The following is a 13,050-nucleotide window of genomic DNA, read 5'->3' as shown; positions in this document are numbered from 1 at the left end:
GTCGGCGGTGGGTGCGAGCATGGGACCATGCCCCGATCCGAGTCGTCCGCGTCGCGCGCGGGCCATCCCGGAGACGCGGCCGCGGCGGCCGACTGGCGGTCGCGGCTCGAGGGACTGACCGGCGAACGGTCCGGCCCGGCGAGCGTGGGCGAGCGCCCGCTCGGGCTGCAGTTCGAGCTCCGGCGGCGCGTCATCCGCCGACCGGGCCGGTTCCAGGCCGCGCGCGATGAACCGGCGCGCCGGGCGGCCTCCGTCGACCGGCTCGGGGTGCGCCCCGTCACCCGCGGTGCGCGCGGCGCGTGGATCAAGGCCGGGCTCACGTGGCAGAACATCGCCGACCAAGGCGAGTCGGGCGGGTACGACCCCGCGCAGGCGCGCTGGTTCGCGCAGTTCGCGGCGCTCAAGGGCGCTCCGGCCGGAGGCATCCCCACCTGGGGCTCCGAGCTGATCACGGTCGACGAGTACGCGTCGCCGCTGCTCTGGGCGCTGCTCGCCGAGGCGCGGCGGCTCGGCATCCACCTCGTGGGGTCGGATGCCACGCCCGATCTCCGGCTCGGCGAAGCGGCGTGGGTCGGGCTCGATGCCGGCGTCGACGACGACGGCGACCTCGCGCTGGTGCCGGAGGTCGACGTCGACGGGGTCGCGTCGGAGGTCGAGCACGCCCGGCCGATCGCCGAGCACGGCGTGTACCGGTTCGACTTCGACGCGGGCTCGATCGAGCTCGCGCCCGTCCCGGGCGGGCTCGTCCCGGCTCAGCTCGCCGTGCTCGGCGGCGCCGACGTGCTGCGCGTGCCGGCCGCCGACCTCGACGAGTTCCTCCGCTCGCACCACCGCCCGCTCGCGCGGACCCTCCCCATCCGCAGCGACGACGGCAGCTTCGCCCCGCCGCCCCCGCCGCCGGCGCAGCTCGTCCTCACCGCGACGCACGCACCGGGCGGCCGCCTGCGGCTCGCGTGGGCGTGGGACCACGGCGACGGCCGATCGAGCCCGCTCGCGGCATCCGCCGACCCGGTGCGGTTCGACGGCGAGCCGGCCGCGGCGCGCGGCGAGGTGGTGCGCGCCGCACTCGAGGTGCTCGCCGGGTTCGAGTCCGACCGCGACGCCACCGCCGAGGCGGTCCGTTCCGTGCTCGAGCACGCGCGCGACGACGAGGTCGAGCTGCACGACGCCGACGCGGCGGCGTTCGCCGATCGCGTCATCCGGCGCCTGGACGGGCTCGACCGGGTCGACGTCGTGATCGCCGGCGAACCGCCCCGCTACCGCGAGCTCGCCGAACGCCCCGTCCTCACCGTCACGACCGTCGAATCGGGGCAGTCCGACTGGTTCGATCTCGGCGTGGTCGTCACGGTCGCCGGACGGCAGGTGCCCTTCCTGCCCCTCTTCCGTGCGCTGTCGACCGGCGCCCGGCGGCTCAAGCTCGTCGACGACTCGTACCTCTCGATGCGGCGGCCGGAGTTCGACGAGCTCAAGGAGCTCATCGAGGAGGCCGGCACGCTCGCCGAGTGGGAGACCGGGCTGCGCATCCATCGCAGCCGCGCGAGCCTCTGGGCCGACTTCGAAGACCTGGCGGATGTCGCCGAGCCGGCCGTGAGCTGGCGTGCGACGGTCGCGGGGCTCGCCGACGACGCCCAGATCGAGCCGCTTCCCCAGCCCGGGGGGCTCGCGCTGCCCCTCCGGCCGTACCAGCTCGAGGGGTTCCGATGGCTGGCGTTCCTCTGGCGGCACCGGCTCGGCGGCATCCTCGCCGACGACATGGGGCTCGGCAAGACCGCGCAGACCCTCGCGCTCGTGCAGCACGCGGTCGACGCTGCCCGACCCGCCGAGGCGGCGCGCCCGTTCCTCGTCGTCGCGCCCACGTCGGTCGCATCGAACTGGGTGCGCGAGGCGGCGCGCTTCACGCCCGGCCTCCGCGTGGCGTCCGTCGCCGCCACCGAGGGCGCCGGCCGGCCGACGGTCGCCGACACGGCCGCGGGCGTCGACCTCGTGATCACGACCTATGCGGTGCTGCGCCTCGACGCCGACGCGTTCGCCGCGCTCGAGTGGAGCGGGCTCGTGCTCGACGAGGCGCAGTTCGTGAAGAACCCGGCCACGAAGGCGCACGAGGCGGCCCGCGGCATCCGTGCGCCGTTCCGCCTCGCCGTCACCGGCACGCCCGTCGAGAACCACCTCGGCGAGCTGTGGGCGATCATGAACCTCGTCGCGCCCGGGCTCTTCCCCTCCCGGCGCGCGTTCGACGAGCGGTACCGGCGCCCGATCGAGGAGGACGGCAATGCCGAACGCCGCGACCTGCTGCGTCGCCGCATCCGCCCGCTCATGCTGCGTCGCACGAAGGAGGCGGTCGCGCCCGAGCTGCCGCCGAAGCAGGAGCAGGTGCTGACCGTCGCGCTCACCCCGCGGCACCGCCGGCTCTACGACGCGACGCTGCAGCGCGAGCGGCAGAAGCTGCTCGACCTGCTCGACGACGACCTCGACCGGCAGCGGTTCATCGTCTACCGGTCCCTCACGCTGCTGCGCATGCTCGCGCTCGACGCGTCGCTCGTCGACGAGCGGCACGCAGGGCTCCCGTCGGCGAAGCTCGACGCGCTCTTCGAACAGCTCGACGACGTGCTCGCCGAGGGGCACCGGGCGCTCGTCTTCAGCCAGTTCACCTCGTTCCTCGGCCGGGTCGTGAGCCGGCTGGATGCCGCTGGCGTGCCGTTCGCGTACCTCGACGGCGCGACTCCCGCACGCCGGCGCGACGACGAGATCGCCCGGTTCCGGTCGGGCGAGGCCTCCGTGTTCTGCCTCAGCCTGAAGGCCGGCGGCGTCGGGCTCAACCTGACCGAGGCCGACTACGTGTTCCTGCTCGATCCGTGGTGGAACCCGGCGAGCGAGCAGCAGGCCGTCGATCGGGCCCATCGCATCGGGCAGGAACGCCGGGTCATGGTCTACCGCCTCGTCGCCGAGGGCACGATCGAAGAGAAGGTCATGGCGCTGAAGGCTCGCAAGGGCGAGCTCGTCGCCTCGGTGCTCGACGGCGACCCCGGGGCGACGGAGGTCGCGCTCACGGCCGCCGACGTGCGGGCCCTCCTCGACGGCTGAGGTCGCAGGGTGCGCGCAACAACGGCGGGACCGAAGCCCCTCGCCGCGGCGCCCGCGACGACGCAGACTGCGGGCAGTCCCGAACGCGAGGAGGCGACATGACCCACGACGTCAGCATCACGGCCGTGCCCGAGCGGCACGTCGCCGTCGTCCGCACGAGCACGACCTTCGCCGACATCCCGGCCTTCATGCCCACCGCGTTCGAGCGCGTGGCGGCGCACCTCGGTCCGCTCGGACTGCTCGGCGACGGCCCCGCGGCCGCGAAGTACGCCGACATGGATCCCGCGGGCGGACGCGTCACGGTCAGCGCCGGCTTCGTCGTCCCCGAGCCGATCGCGGGCGACGGGACGATCGTTCCCGACGTGCTGCCCGCGGGCGAGGTCGCGACGACGACCCACGTGGGCCCGTATGCGACGGTCTCCGAGGCGTACGACGCGATCGCGGCGGCGGCGGCCCTGCACGGACGCGAGCTCGACGAGTCGACGATGTGGGAGGAGTACTGGAGTCCCCCGGGCACGCCCGACGACCAGACGAGGACCGTCGTCTCGTGCCCCCTGAAGCCCGTGGCCTGAGCCGTCGCCGTGGCCGCCGCCGTCGGCGCGCGCCGTCCGTCAGGCCCCGAGGCCCCCGAGCAGCGCACCGAGCCCGAGCCCGAGGAGCGCGGCGAGCGTGCACGCGACGAGCGCGCCGAGGCCGTTCACCAGCGCCGCACGGTACCGGCCCTCCTGGACCAGCCGGACCGTCTGCATGCTCGCGGTGCTGAAGGTCGTGTACCCGCCCAGCAGGCCCACGCCCACGACCGTCGCGACCTCGGGCGGGAGCCATCCGTTCGCCGCGACGCCCGCGACCGTGCCGAGCGCGAAGGACCCCGTCACGTTGACCAGCACCGTGCCGAACGGGAATCCGGCGCCCGCGCGGCGGCCGACCGCCACGTCGACGGCGAACCGCAGCGCCGCGCCGATCCCGCCCGCCACCGCCGTCGCGAGGAACAGCACGACGGTCACGTCGATCCCCCCGTCGCACGGCCGCCCGGGCGCGCCGCGGCGAGGCTGCCGCCCAGCGCGATGCCCGCGACGCTCATCGCGGCCCCGAGCGCGACCGTGCCCAGCGCGTACGCGATCGCCCAGCCGGCGAGCCCCGACACGGCGAGCGACGCCGTCGCCGCCGCGAGCGCGCTGTAGGTCGTGAAGCCGCCGAGGACCCCGGTCCCGACGAGCAGCCGGAGGTCGCGTCGGCGCCCCTCGTCGGGCCCGGATCGCACGAGGAGCTCGAGCAGGAGTCCGAGGGCGAAGGCCCCGGCGAGGTTGATCGCGAACGTCGTCACCGGGAAGCGGTCGAGGTCGGGGGCGAGGAGCAGCAGGCCCTGGCGGACCGCCGTGCCCACCGCGCCGCCGACCGCCACCAGGCCGAGCAGTCGCCGGTACGTCCGCGGGTCGGCGTCGGGCTGTGGGTCTCGCATGTCACCTCCGCGGCCAGCCTCGCACAGGGCGATCGGAGAGGACGAGAATCGACGCGGAGGTCGATGATGATCACGCACGAGGTCGAGAACCAGCCGCCGCCGCGGGTCGACGTGGACGAGTTCGCGACGAACGTCCCGCTGGTCGAGGCGATCGAGCGCTGGGGCACGGATGCCGCGGCGCCGACGCTCCTCGCCGCCGGCGCGCTCGTCGGGTCGGCGGGGTTCCAGCGCGATGCCGAACTCGCGAACACCCGTCCGCCGGTGCTCCGCACGCACGACCGGTGGGGCACCCGGATCGACGAGGTCGAGTACGACGACGCGTACCACCGCGTCATCCGCTCGGCCGTCGCCGCGGGCGCGCACACCTCGGCGTGGGTCGACCCCCGTCCCGGGGCGAACGTCGACCGCGCGGCCGCGTTCCTGCTGTTCGCGCAGGTCGAACCGGGCCACGCGTGCCCCCTGTCGATGACGCACGCGGCGGTGCCGGTGCTCGAGCAGGCCGCGCCCGGCCTCCGGGACGCGTGGATGCCGCGGCTGCTGAGCCGGGAGTACGGCGCGGATCTCGGCGCGGGCCCGGCTGCGCCGGGGGAGGGCGCGGGCAAGCGCTCGGCGCTCGTCGGCATGGCCATGACCGAGAAGCAGGGCGGTTCCGACGTGCGTGCGAACACGACGCGCGCCGATCCGACCGGCGACGACGGGTCGTGGGGCCGCGAGTACCGGCTCACCGGGCACAAGTGGTTCTGCAGCGCGCCCATGAGCGACGGATTCCTGGTGCTCGCGCAAGCGCCGCGCGGGCTCTCGTGCCTGTTCGTGCCGCGCGTCCTGCCCGACGGATCGCGCAACCCGTTCCGCATCGAGCGACTCAAGGACAAGCTCGGCAACCACTCCAACGCGTCGAGCGAGGTCGAGTTCGACGGAACCCGCGGCTGGCTCGTCGGAGAGGAGGGCCGCGGCGTCGCGACGATCGTGCAGATGGTGACCCGGACCCGCCTCGACTGCGTCATCGGCACGGCCGCCGGGATGCGGCAGGCGGTCGCCGAGGCGACGTGGCACGTGCGGCACCGGCGGGCGTTCGGCGCGGTGCTCGTCGACCAGCCCGCGATGGCCGCCGTCGTGGCCGACCTGGCGCTCGAGTCCGAGGCGGCGACGCTCACGGCGATGCGGCTCGCCCGGGCCTACGACGCCGACGCCTCCGACGAGGAGCGCGCCTTCCGACGCCTCGCGACCGCGGTCGCGAAGTACTGGGTGTGCAAGCGCGGGCCGGGCCACGCGGCCGAGGCGCTCGAGTGCCTCGGCGGCAACGGCTACACGGAGGCGTTCCCACTCGCCCGCCGGTATCGAGAGCAGCCGCTGCTCGCGATCTGGGAGGGGTCGGGCAACGTCATCGCGCTCGACGTGCTCCGCGTGCTCGCACGCGAGCCGGAGGCGTTCGAGGCGTTCTTCGCCGTCGTCGGCCGGGCGTCCGGCGAGCATCCGGGGTTCGACCTCGGAGTCGCCGAGGCGAAGTCGGTCGTGGTCGAACTGGCGGGCATGGATGCCGCGTCTGCGGCGTCGCGTGCGCGCGAGCTCGCCGAACGGCTCGCCCTCGTGCTCCAGGCGTCCCTGCTGCTCGGGTACTCGCCGCCCCCGGTCGCCGACGCCTTCGTGCGCACACGCGTCGAGGGCGGAGGCGGCACGCTCTACGGCGCCCTCCCTCCCGGAGTCGACACGGCGGCGATCCTCGCCCGAGCGTGAGCCGGCGCCCGCAGCGCCCCCGGGTCCGGTACGCGAGAATGGCCGGGTGAAGGACCGTGCGAACTGGCTCGTCGCCCTGCAGTTCCTGCTCATCGGCGTGCTGCTGGTGGTGCCGTTCGCCGTGCCGGGGGACCCGCTGTGGAGCGGGCAGCAGTCCGCGGTCCTCGCCGTGCTGCTCATGATCACCGGCGTCGTGCTCGCCGGCGCCGGGGTGGCCGCCCTCGGCCGCGACCTCGTGCCCTGGGTGGCTCCGCGCCCGGGCGCGACCCTGCGGACGACCGGGGTCTACCGGCTCACGCGCAACCCGATCTACGTCGGCATGCTCGTGGCCGCGGCGGGATGGGTCGCGTGGTTCGCGCGCGTCGACCTCATCGTCGCGTGGGTCGCCCTCGCCGTCGTGCTCGCGGTCAAGGCGCGCGTCGAGCAGCACCGGCTCGTCGACGCGTTCGGCGACGAGTACGTCGAGTACGCCGATCGCACTCCGCTCATGCTCTGGGCCCGCGGCATCCGCTGACGGCCACCCCAAGGGCGCGGCCGGGTCGGCTCAGCCGACGGGCGGCACCGCGGCATCCGTCGACGCCCGGAGCGGCCCGCTCTGGAGCAGCTTCGCGATGGCCCGCAGCGGGATCGGCGCCCAGTCGGGCCGGTTGCGCGTCTCGTAGATGGCCTCGTACACGGCCTTGTCGAGCTCGAACGCCGCGAGCAGGTCGCGGTACCGCACGAGGTCCATGCCCGACGCGGCGACGTACCCGTCGATGAAGGCCTGGCGAGCGGATGTCGCCCACGCGCGCGCCTCCTCGGCGCGCTCGGGGTGCACGAGCTCGGTCGCGCCGGCGACGTAGTCGAACGAGCGCAGCATGCCCGCGACGTCGCGCACCGGCAGATCGGGTCGGCGGCGCTCGTGCATCGGTCGCATCGGCTCGCCCTCGAAGTCGAGGATGAGCCAGCCGCGCCCGGGCGCCAGGATCACCTGCCCCAGGTGCAGGTCGCCGTGGATGCGCTGCAGTTCGGGCCACGCGCCGGCCTGCGCGCGCGAGTAGAACGCGTCGATCGCGTCGCGATGCGCGGCGAGCGACGGCACCTCGTGCACGGCGATCCCGAGACGCCGCTGCCATGCGACGGCGACGGCCTCGACGAGGTCGGATGCCGCCGGCTCGCGCTCGAACAGGGCGCCGAGCGAGAGGTGCACCTCGGCGACCGCGACGCCGAGCGCGTGGGCGTCGTCGGCGAAGTCCTGGCCCGCGGCCGCCGCGAGGAGCGCCACGCGCCACGCGTCCTCGACACCCGGCAGGAACTCCTGGGCGAACGCGAGGTGGCCGCGCGCGCGGCCGTCGGGGCGACCGGAGTCGTCCCATTCGCCGATGACGTCGCCCACGCTCGCCGGCACGTGTCGTGAGCCCGACGCCGCGAGTGCGGTCTGCAGCGTCACGTCCGGGTTGTCGCCGTGGTGCAGCTGCCGGTACACCTTGCAGATCACCGGTGCCGAGCGCTCCGGGCGGTACACGATGGAGGTGTTCGACTGCTCGCCGCCGAGCACCTCGGCCAGCACGTGCTCGACCGGCGGTGCGGCATCCGTCACCCCGGAGAAGTGGCCCGCCGCCCACGCGCCGTGCGCGACGGCCCGTCCGCCGTGCACGATCAACTCGAGCAGTGCGTCGGTGAAGGCCGGGTCGTGCGGGCCGTCGTACAGTGCCGTGCCGTCGTCGAGCGTCGCGATGAGGTGGGCGGATGCCGCCGGCGAGGCCGAGGACCGCTCGACCACGGGCACCTGGTAGAGCACGGGCGGCTCCGAGGCGTCGTCCATGACCAGCAGCGAGCGCACGCGGACGTCCGCCTGCCGGACGGGGAGCTCCCACGAGCCGATCTCGCGCAGGCGCGGGGTGCGTCCCTTGCCGCCGAACCACCGCTGCTCCGGCATCCACTCCGCGATCGCGGCCACGGCGCTGTCCATGCCTGAACCCTATGGCCGACGCTCTCGCGAGTCGAGGATCGACGCGTCAGGCTTCGGGGTCGCGGCCCCGGTCGCGTCGCCGGCTGCGCGGCTCGTCGAGACCCAGGTGCACGCGCGTGCGCCGCCGCTCGATCACGATGAACAGGCTCCCGATGAGCCAGAGCGGCACCTGGGTGAGGAACGCGAAGCGGAAGGCGTCGAGGGTGTAGCGGTCGGGCGTGCCGGCACCCTGCGCGTCCATCGCGATGCCGATGAGGAGGATCGCGAGGAGCGCCGCGAGGAAGCCGCCCACGTTCGTGATGCCGGTCGCCGTGCTGAGGCGGTGGCGCGGGTTGAAGGTGCGCGCGTGGTCGAAGCCGATCATCGAGGCCGGGCCGCCGGCGCTCATCGCGAAGGCGAGTGCGAAGAGGAGCCACAGCGGTGCCGTCCCGGGCCAGGCGATCACGACGAGCCAGGCCGCCGCCTGGATGCCGATGAGCGGCAGCACGAGCAGGCGCGACCGACGCATCGGGTGGCGGCTCGAGAGCGCGCCGATCACCGGGCCGACCAGCACGCCGAAGACGACGTAGACCGTGAACAGCAGCGAGGCCATCCCCGTGGTGAGCCCCTGCCCGATCGTGAGGAAGGGGAAGCCCCACAGGAGCACGAACGCGGTGCCCGAGAACGGCGTCGTGAAGTGCGACCAGAACGCCAGCCGCGTGCCGGGATGCGCCCACGACTCGCGGAACCCCTGGCGGAGGTCCGCCGACGAGCGGACCACGTGCACGGCGCCCGTCACCGTGTCGACCGAGACGTCGGCGGCACGGCCCGGCGGGCGGTTGCGGATGACGGCGAACGTCAGCACCGTGAACAGCACGCCGAGCCCGGCGAGCGAGCCGAATGCGACGCTCCAGCTCGTGGCGTGGAGCAGCGCCGCGAGCGGGAGCACCGCGATGATCTGCCCCGCCTGGCCCACCAGGCCGGTGAGCTGCACCATGAACGGCGCGCGCCGCTCCGGGAACCACACCGCGATGACGCGGAGCACGCTCGGGAACACCGCGGCGTCGCCCGCGCCGAGCAGCATGCGCGCGAAGATCGCCCATCCGACGTCGGGTGCGAACGCCAGCACCAGCTGCCCGATCGCCATGAGCAGCATGCCCGCGGTGATGATGGGCCGGGCGCCGAACCGGTCGAGCAGCAGCCCGACCGGGATCTGCATCCCGCCGTACACCGCCAGCTGGATCACCGCGAACATCGACAGCGTCGACGCGTCGGCGTCGAACCGGACCGCCGTGTCGACGCCGACGGCGGCGAGCGAGGTGCGGTTCGTCACCGACAGCACGTACGCCGCGACCCCGACGCCCCACACCAGCCAGAGCCGCCACGCGGGGGCTGAGGAGAGGGGGGTCGGGGTCGTCACGGCTCTTCGAGGCTACCCGCCGGCCCGGCGCCGGACGAACGGATGCCGCACCGGGTCGCCCCGGTGCGGCATCCGTCGTCTCGGCGGTTCGGGTCAGCCGCCGAAGTGGGCGAGGATGCGGCCGACGACCTCGGCGCGCTCCTCAGGGGTGGCCAGTTGCTCGAGGCCGAAGCCGAAGAGCAGCGTGTCCTCGGTCGCGGTGACCGACGCCAGCTCGGCGAGGCCGTCCGAGCGCTCCCAGTCGGACAGGTTCTCCGGGCTGCCCTCGGGAGCGCCGAGCACCTCCCACGCACCGAGCCCCTCTTCGAAGCCCTCGGCCTGGGTGGCACCGCTCGTGGTGACGAGCTTGGTGTCGTCGATGATCGCCCCGAGCCCGCCGAAGGCAGGGTCGGTCACGTAACTCACCACGATCTCCACCTCGCCGCCCGCGTACTCGCTGAGGTCGTACGACACGGGGATCCATGCGCCCGACGAGCCGGTGAGCGAGTTCCACTCGCCGGTCTCGCCCGTGGGAAGGCACGGGTCGCCCTGGGTCAGGTAGTGCCCCAGCCACGGGTGCAGCGGGAGGAGGAACGCGTCCTCGCAGTCGGCCGGGACGGCGGAACTCGTCGCTCCGCCCGCCTCGGGCAGCGTGGTCCAGTCGTCGGTGCCGACCGGCCGCGCCTCGACGATCACGTGGTCGTACTCCGCCTCGGTGTCGAACGCGATCTGCGCCTCGAAGGCGGGCGCATCGGCCGCGGTCAGCCCCGTCAGGTCATAGGTGCGACCCAACCGCTGGTATCCGTCGTCGAAGTGGCCGGCCGCAGCGGCCCACTCGCCCTCGATGGCCGCGAACGGGTCGGGGTACTCGGCGACCCCCTCGCTCGCGAACTGCGGGAACTCCTCGACCGGCAGCACGTCGCTCGTCACGACGAAGGAGCCGGCCTCGTCGATCGGGTTGTCGGCCGTCGCCGGACCGCCGAACTCGAACGACAGGTCCTCGAACGGCGGCGCCGTCCCGACGGTGCCCTCCTGGGCGCCGGCGACCTGCCTCGAGTACGCCCCCATCCAGTACTGGGTGAAGTCGTCCGCGAGGAGCAGGCAGTCGGAGAAGATGTCCACCGTGAGGACGCACTCCGACTCCGGTGCCCCGTCGAGCCCGTAGTAGATGCCGCCGACGGTGTCGCCGAGGATGCCGTAGTACGCCGTGGTCTCGCCCGCGTACGCCACCTTGCCGCCCTCGTTCAGGTAGTCCCGGACCGCGATGGTCAGGTACTGCTGTCGCTCGGCCACCGAGAGATCCTCGAACTGACCGCCGAACGCCTCCGTGAGGTAGTCCTCGGGATCCTGGGTCAGCCGGTTGTCTCCCAGGTACCAGACGGCCGCGTCGAAGTGCGAGAGCACGCCGAGGTGGTGGGGCACTCCCTGCGCGTCGACATCCCACGTGGCCGGCGTGACGCCGTTGTCCTCGAGCGCTGCGACGTGCTCGTCGAGGTACTCCGGTTGGGTGTCGCCGCTCGGCGTGGGTCCGGGGTTGACGCCGGTGTAGTCCTCGTTCGCGATGACGAGCACGGGGCTGCCGGAGTCCTCAGCGAGCGTGTACGTGAACCGCTCGCTCTCGCGGGGTCCTGGCTTCTCGCCCGCGCTGACGTCCTTGCCGTTCGCCACTCCCGAGAACCAGACCTGGACCGTGTCGCCGGGACTCGCTCCCTCGACCAGCCCTCGGTACTCGGCGTAGTAGTCGTCGTTCTCGAAGCCGTAGCGCTCGCCGCCCTCCCACTCGGCGACTTCCTTCTCGACGGGTTCACCGCCGTTGATGGAGTACCAGAGCTTCTTGGCCTTGAGCGCGCGCTTCGCCGTCACCGCGACCGGCTGCGGGTCGCCGTAGGAGACGTCGAAGCTGTCGACGCGGAAGTCCTCGGTGTCGCGGTCCACCACCGAGACGGGGTCGTCCGGGTCGAGCGCCGACTCGGCCACGGCCAGCGCGAACGGGATGTTCTTCGCGAACTCCGCCTGGATGAGTGCCTCGTCGTCCGGGAAGTCGAAGCCCTGGAGTCGGTCGTCGCAATCCTCCTCGGTCCAGTCGTCGTCCGGATCGGAGGCGACGGCCGCGAGGCACGTCGACATCTCGGGTGTGAATCCGAGCGTGCCGTGCGCCTCCTGCATGTGCGAGTCGGTGTCGCCGTTGGTGGTGTACAGCTCGGCCGAGATGTCCGGGTCGTACCCCGGAACGGCCGGGTGCGCGTCGTCGCCCACCATCGCCTCGTAGAGCACGTCGTCGGGCGACGGCGTCGCGACCTGCCAGCCGATGCCGTGCAGCAGCAGCTCCGCCGCCGAGTGGTAGTTGATGAGGAACTCCGGCGTGATGTCGGCGAAGAGCTCGTCGAGCGCCTGCGTCTCCGGCTCGGAGCCGGCCGACGGGCCACGGTAGGTCAGGCTCGTCGGATTCGGCGAGGACCCTTCGTTGTCGTAGCCCCAACGGGTCGGGAAGTTGCGGTTGAGGTCGACTCCGTCGGCGCTGTCGAGTTCGCCGTTCCCGTTGTTGTCGCGCAGGTTCTTGCGCCACAGCCGCGAGCCGACGTCCGCCTCCGACGGCGGCACCTGGAACGTGTAGTCGTACCCGTCGGGGTTGGCGACCGGGATGAACCACATCTCGGTGGTCCGCACGAGCTTCGTGATCTGCGGATCCGCGCCGTAACCCGTGAGGACCTCGTCGAGCAGTCGGCGGACCATCTCGGGCGTGATCCATTCGCGCGCGTGCTGGGCCGCCAGGAAGACGGTCGCGGGGCGCTTGCCGTCGGCCACCTTCTTGGGGTTGAGCGTGACGCGCACGGCGTGGATGTCGGTGCCCTCCCAGGTCTGGCCGAACGTGACGAGTTCGGCGATGTCGGGGTAGGCATTCGCCTGGGCCTCGAGCTCGTCCTGGATCCCGCCGTCGCCCAGGTAGGTGTCGAACACGCCCTCGGGCACGGCCTCGGCGGCGAACGACCGGAGCTGCGGTGCGTCGCCCGCGGCATCTCCGGCCTTGGGCTGGAGCTCGACGCCCTTCGCGGCGAGCTGCTCGGCCTGGGCGGCGGGGAGGATGACCTGGACGTCGAACTGCTTCCCGTCTTCGCTCGGGGACACGACCAGTTCGCCCTCGGCGCGGTCCACGCCGAGGTCGGCGATGGCGCTGAGGCCGCCGGCGTCGACGGTGCCCTCGTACGCACCGACGAGGGGATCGCCGTCACCGGAGGGCGGCGGACTCGCCATCGCCGGGGCGACGCTCACCCCCGTGATGACCAGCGCGGAGACGGTGGCGACGGCGAGTCGACGGAACATGGAACCCCCCTTGGTTCAGACATGAACGTCGCTCATGTTGCTCCGCTGTTCGGGAGAGGTCAAGAGGGATGAGGAGATTCGCCTCCGCGAAACGCGGGAAACGTCGCGGGGTGCCGCCGATCGTTC

9 protein-coding genes are annotated in these 13,050 nt (G+C 73.3%); 4 read left to right on the top strand and 5 right to left on the bottom strand.

Going from position 1 to position 13,050, the window contains the following annotated elements; all coding sequences use genetic code 11:
• Positions 1-27: 27 nt before the first annotated feature.
• Both WBQ80_RS14765 and WBQ80_RS14760 read left to right on the top strand, forming a co-directional pair.
• Complete coding sequence (locus WBQ80_RS14765; protein WP_336572789.1) at positions 28-3,081, top strand: DEAD/DEAH box helicase; 3,054 nt, start codon at positions 28-30, stop codon at positions 3,079-3,081.
• A gap of 98 nt (positions 3,082-3,179) precedes the next feature.
• Complete coding sequence (locus WBQ80_RS14760; RefSeq protein ID WP_336572790.1) at positions 3,180-3,653, top strand: GyrI-like domain-containing protein; 474 nt, start codon at positions 3,180-3,182, stop codon at positions 3,651-3,653.
• Positions 3,654-3,692: 39 nt separating this feature from the next.
• Here WBQ80_RS14760 and crcB read toward each other — a convergent pair whose 3' ends face one another.
• Both crcB and WBQ80_RS14750 read right to left on the bottom strand, forming a co-directional pair.
• Positions 3,693-4,085, bottom strand: a complete 393-nt coding sequence (gene crcB / locus WBQ80_RS14755; RefSeq protein WP_336572791.1) for a fluoride efflux transporter CrcB — start codon at positions 4,083-4,085, stop codon at positions 3,693-3,695.
• On the bottom strand, positions 4,082-4,540 hold the full coding sequence (locus WBQ80_RS14750; RefSeq protein ID WP_336572792.1) for a fluoride efflux transporter FluC: 459 nt from the start codon (positions 4,538-4,540) through the stop codon (positions 4,082-4,084). The genes crcB and WBQ80_RS14750 overlap by 4 nt, the downstream gene beginning before the upstream one ends.
• 63 nt (positions 4,541-4,603) lie before the next feature.
• Here WBQ80_RS14750 and WBQ80_RS14745 point away from each other — a divergent pair, with 63 nt between their 5' ends.
• Both WBQ80_RS14745 and WBQ80_RS14740 read left to right on the top strand, forming a co-directional pair.
• On the top strand, positions 4,604-6,274 hold the full coding sequence (locus tag WBQ80_RS14745; protein ID WP_336572793.1) for an acyl-CoA dehydrogenase family protein: 1,671 nt from the start codon (positions 4,604-4,606) through the stop codon (positions 6,272-6,274).
• A gap of 46 nt (positions 6,275-6,320) precedes the next feature.
• The gene (locus tag WBQ80_RS14740; protein WP_336572794.1) at positions 6,321-6,788 is read left to right on the top strand and encodes a methyltransferase family protein; all 468 of its coding nucleotides are present in this window, start codon (positions 6,321-6,323) and stop codon (positions 6,786-6,788) included.
• 30 nt (positions 6,789-6,818) lie between these two features.
• On the opposite strand, the gene WBQ80_RS14735 is transcribed toward WBQ80_RS14740, so the two are convergent.
• The 3 genes from WBQ80_RS14735 to WBQ80_RS14725 form a co-directional block, all read right to left on the bottom strand.
• On the bottom strand, positions 6,819-8,225 hold the full coding sequence (locus tag WBQ80_RS14735) for a maltokinase N-terminal cap-like domain-containing protein (RefSeq protein ID WP_336572795.1): 1,407 nt from the start codon (positions 8,223-8,225) through the stop codon (positions 6,819-6,821).
• 46 nt (positions 8,226-8,271) lie between these two features.
• Complete coding sequence (locus WBQ80_RS14730) at positions 8,272-9,624, bottom strand: MFS transporter (protein WP_336572796.1); 1,353 nt, start codon at positions 9,622-9,624, stop codon at positions 8,272-8,274.
• A gap of 93 nt (positions 9,625-9,717) precedes the next feature.
• Positions 9,718-12,924 (bottom strand): M14 family metallopeptidase, encoded by a 3,207-nt coding sequence (locus WBQ80_RS14725; RefSeq protein WP_336572797.1) that lies wholly within the window; start codon positions 12,922-12,924, stop codon positions 9,718-9,720.
• Positions 12,925-13,050: the final 126 nt, after the last annotated feature.

This window comes from Agromyces sp. CCNWLW213 (genome assembly GCF_037199545.1).
Taxonomy (GTDB): domain Bacteria; phylum Actinomycetota; class Actinomycetes; order Actinomycetales; family Microbacteriaceae; genus Agromyces.
The sequence above is the reverse complement of the archived record's forward strand: the minus strand, read 5'-3'. Positions and strand labels throughout refer to the sequence as shown.